The 3,248-nt window shown below is 57.5% G+C and carries 4 protein-coding genes and 1 pseudogene; all 5 read left to right on the top strand.

What is annotated here, in order from left to right; genetic code table 11:
- Positions 1-735: type II secretion system F family protein (locus RI563_RS12045; protein WP_310694629.1), on the top strand; the 735-nt coding region annotated here is incomplete at its 5' end.
- An 11-nt stretch (positions 736-746) separates the two neighbouring features.
- Positions 747-1,268, top strand: a complete 522-nt coding sequence (locus tag RI563_RS12040) for a prepilin-type N-terminal cleavage/methylation domain-containing protein (protein WP_310694628.1) — start codon at positions 747-749, stop codon at positions 1,266-1,268.
- The gene (locus RI563_RS12035) at positions 1,250-1,867 is read left to right on the top strand and encodes a hypothetical protein (protein WP_310694627.1); all 618 of its coding nucleotides are present in this window, start codon (positions 1,250-1,252) and stop codon (positions 1,865-1,867) included. Before RI563_RS12040 ends, RI563_RS12035 begins: the two co-directional genes overlap by 19 nt.
- Before the next feature lie 181 nt (positions 1,868-2,048).
- Positions 2,049-2,519, top strand: coding sequence for a type II secretion system protein (locus RI563_RS12030; RefSeq protein ID WP_310694626.1), 471 nt, complete (start codon positions 2,049-2,051; stop codon positions 2,517-2,519).
- Between the two features lie 47 nt (positions 2,520-2,566).
- Positions 2,567-3,248 (top strand): annotated as a pseudogene (locus tag RI563_RS12025) (hypothetical protein); the annotation flags it as partial.

Here is a 3,248-nt window from a genome sequence, read left to right as displayed (position 1 = left end):
CGGGATCGGATCAAGACCGCCATGCGCTACCCAATGTTCGTGATTGTTGCGATCGCCATCGCGATCAGTGTGATCAACTTTTTCGTGATTCCAACCTTCGCCGGCATTTTCGCCAAGTTCGATGCCGAACTGCCGTGGCAGACCCGCCTGCTGGTGGGCATGTCCAACTTTATGGTCGAATACTGGTATGTGATGGCGGCGATCCTGATTGCCGGCATTGTCGGTATCCGCGCCTGGCTCAAAACGCCCAACGGCCGGCTTACCTGGGATCGCTACAAGCTCAAACTGCCGGCGGTGGGCATCATCCTGCACCAGGCGCTGCTGCAACGTTTTGCCACGTCATTCGCCATGACTCAGCGCGCCGGCGTGCCGCTCACCCAGGGGCTAACCGTGGTCGGTAACGCGGTGGATAACGCCTATGTGGAACGCCGCATTCAGGGCATGCGTACCGGTGTGGAGCAGGGCGAGTCGCTGACCCGCACCGCCACCCACAGCGAAATGTTCACGCCATTGATCCTGCAGATGATCGCCGTGGGCGAGGAAACCGGCGCGGTAGACGAAATGCTGGATAATGTCGCCATGTTCTACAATCGCGAGGTCGATTACCGGCTCAAGTACCTGAGCAGCGCGCTGGAACCGATCCTGATCGTGATCCTCGGCGCAATGGTGTTCGTGCTGGCGCTGGGCGTGTTCCTGCCGATGTGGGATCTCATGTCCGCGGTGCGGGGAGGCTGATGAGGTTGCCGGTGCGATGTCGCTCACGACAATCGGGCTTTACTCTGCTGGAACTGGTTCTGGTCATTCTGATCATTTCCATTCTGGGCATCGCCGCCATCGATCGCCTGCTTGAATACCGCGTCGACGCCGAACGGGCCATGGTGCAGACCGTGGTCGGCAATCTGCGCAGCGGTCTGGGAATGGAGGTAGCCAAACGGGTAGCGCGGGACGAGATCCGGACCATTAGCAACCTGGAACACAGCAATCCCATCGCGTTGCTCGCCCAGCCGCCGGACAATTATATTGGCGAGATAACGAATGAATCGCAGGTTAATAAAGCCGGGGTCTGGTATTTCGATATCGACAACTCGGCACTGGTCTATCGCATCCGGTTCAGCGACTATTTTCGCACGCCACTGCCCGGGCCGGCCCGGGTGCGCTACCGAATCGAACTGGTTCACGCGAACGGCCCGAACGGGGAAGACCCCACCCGGATCGCCGGCCTGAACCTGGTCCCCCTGGAAAACTACCAATGGGAATTTCCACAATGAATAACAATCCCGATACCTATCTGACGCTGTTGCAAAGCACCCTGTTGATTCTGGCGGTGCTGCTGGCCCTGGCGGCGCTGTATGGCCTGTTGCTGTTGATTCACCCCCGGCTGGGATTACAGCTCAACCAGCTGCTCGGCCGGCGCTACCTGACCCGGCGGGTCAGCGGCTTTATGGATCGGCAATTTCACATCGAGCGCTATTTCTACCGCCACGCCAAACTCTATGGGCTGCTCCTGCTGGTCGGCTCCGGCTATCTGCTCTATCGCCTGTTTTTCGATTTTCCGCTGGAGAACTATGCCGGCATCATGCCCGCGGTCCTGACCACCGACGTCTGGGCCTGGCTGCTGGAGACGCTGCGGATCTTTTTGATCGTGATCGGGGTTTTCACCCTGTATATCGGCCTGGTGGTCCTGATCCGCCCCAGTAACATCAAGGGGCTGGAAACACAGGCCAACCGCTGGATCTCCACCCGCCAGAAACTGGCCACGATCAACCGCACTTTCCCGACCCTGGACAGCGTGGCGGAACGGGCCCCGCGGCTGTTCGGCGGGATCGTCTTTCTGGCGGCGGTCACCCTGCTTTTTGTCATGTTATAAAACTCAAGTCCCGGTTAAAATTTGTCGATAAAATAGCCAGTTGCTTGTAATCCGGCCAAAACTTGCTAGATTACTTTATAAAATTACGTTAAATTGTTGAAACTACATGTTTCTGCTGCGGCAGAAGGGGCTTTCACCCGGCAACCGCGGTTGCCACACAATCGATACTCTGGAGATTCTCATGAAACAACAACGCGGTTTTACCCTGATTGAACTGGTCGTGGTCATCGTGATCCTCGGCCTGCTGGCGGCCACGGCGCTGCCCAAATTCATCGACGTCACCACCGATGCCCGCGAAGCCAGCGTGCAGGGTGTCGCCGGCGGCCTGCGTGCCGCCGCCGCACTGGGGCAGGCGCAGTATGTGGTTAATGGCGACAAGTCGGCTACCACCATAAGTATGGGTGGAACTACTGTCACTGTACTGGATGAAGACAATAATCCCGGCTTTGGCGGTCGCCCGATAGCAAATACTGGTGGCATCGTGGAAGCCATGCCCAATCCCGATGGTTTTGACAATCCCCTCACTAACGGTGCTAGCACCCTTGGTACTTCTCTTGTTTATGAACCGACTTCAGGCGGCAATGCTTCATGTCGCGCTACCTACACTCCGACTAACAGCGATCCGGTAACAACAATTATCAGTGACTGTTAAGCGTTAACAACTAACAGAGGCCGCTTCGCGCGGCCTCTGTACTTTCCATGAGCCGTATCTTCTCCGCTCTCGCTCGCAACCGTGTGGCGTTGTCCTCAACAGTGTTTTTTCTCACCGCCTTCATCGCGGCGCTGATCTTCAACGGCTTTTATTTACAGTATTACAGTCTTGCCCAACTGGCTCTGTTCGGCTGGCTACTGCTGGCCCTGTTGCATGGCTATCACCGGCATCACACCATTGTCATCACCCCACTAACGATAGCGGTCGGGCTGTTTCTTGCCTTTCTCGGGCTCAGCCTGATCTATCACCCGGTGCCGTATCTGGGCGTGATGAATCTCTGGTGGGTCGGGGTCTTTGCCCTGATCGTCGCGATCTATCTGTTGCTGCCCGAGGCCGACTCCAGCTGGCGCTGGAACCTCAAGCTATTGCTGCTCGCCGTAGTGGGTCTGGCGTTATGGGGCGCGGTCGAGCAACTGGTTTATGGCGTCTCAGCGGACGCCAGTTTTTATAACAAGAACTCGCTGGCGGCGTTGATCAACCTGGCCCTGCTTCCGCTGGCCGCGATCTATCTCGCCGGCGAAAATAAGCGACTTCGTTATGTCAGCGGGCCGGTATTGCTGCTGTTTGCATTTGTGCTGGGCATCATCGCCAGTCGCGGTGCGCTGCTGGCTTTTGCCCTGGGGATCGCGGTTTTCTGCTTTTTGCTCTGGCGTCAGGCCCGTCGGCGAC

This window comes from Thiohalophilus sp. (genome assembly GCF_031581315.1).
GTDB lineage: Bacteria > Pseudomonadota > Gammaproteobacteria > UBA6429 > Thiohalophilaceae > Thiohalophilus.
The sequence above is the reverse complement of the archived record's forward strand: the minus strand, read 5'-3'. Positions and strand labels throughout refer to the sequence as shown.